The 787-nt window shown below is 73.7% G+C and carries 1 protein-coding gene; it reads right to left on the minus strand.

The window, feature by feature from the left end:
• Positions 1-467: AfsR/SARP family transcriptional regulator (locus tag FM076_RS09175; RefSeq protein ID WP_345944933.1), on the minus strand; the 467-nt coding region annotated here is incomplete at its 3' end.
• Positions 468-787: the final 320 nt, after the last annotated feature.

Genomic DNA, 787 nt, shown 5'->3' on the forward strand with positions numbered 1-787 from the left:
CGGGCCGCGGCGCGGACGCCCGCGGCCCCTCCCCCGTCCGGCAGGTCGGCCAGCGCGGGGCCGCGCCACAGCGCGAGCGCCTCGTCGAGCAGGCGGGCGGCCGTGGCCGGGTCACCGCCGGCCAGCGCCGACGCGCCCTCGGCGGCCAGGCGCTCGAAGCGGAAGAAGTCGATGTCGTCGCGCTCGACGACCAGCCGGTAGCCGCCCTCCACGGAGGCGACCGCCTTCCGCCCCAGCGACCTGCGCAGCCGCCCCACGAGGGCCTGGAGCGCGGCCGTCTCGTCGGCGGGCGGATCCTCGTGCTCGGACCACACCGCGGCGGCCAGTTCCCCGGTGCGGACGGCGCGGCCTCCCGCCAGGGCGAGCGCGGTCAGCAGCGCGCGCAGCCGCGGCCCGCCCACGGACACGGGGGTGCCGTCCGCGCGGAGGGCTTGCGTGGTGCCCAGGATGCGATAGAGGTAGCGCACCCCCACATACTGCCACCGGGCATGCCGGTGCCCGACCTCGCCGGAAGCCCGGGCCGCCGGCCGTCGGTCCCCCTTACCGGTCACACACAGCGGCCCGATCGATTCCGTTTCTCCCTTTCCCCTGACTCATTCCTCCCGACTCATTCCTTCTGACTCACTCCCTCTGCCTCATTTCCTCTGGATTCCTCTGGATTCCTCTGGATTTCGACCCATTCGACGCCTTCGTCATCAGGCGCCGGTTTCCCTCTCTCCCGTGCGGGGCACCCGGCCGACGCACATACGGTCCGCCCATGGAGGTTCTCCGATGCCCGCTCGCGAGG

Origin of the sequence: Streptomyces albus subsp. chlorinus (assembly GCF_013302895.1) — a bacterium.
Lineage (GTDB): Bacteria > Actinomycetota > Actinomycetes > Streptomycetales > Streptomycetaceae > Streptomyces > Streptomyces chlorinus.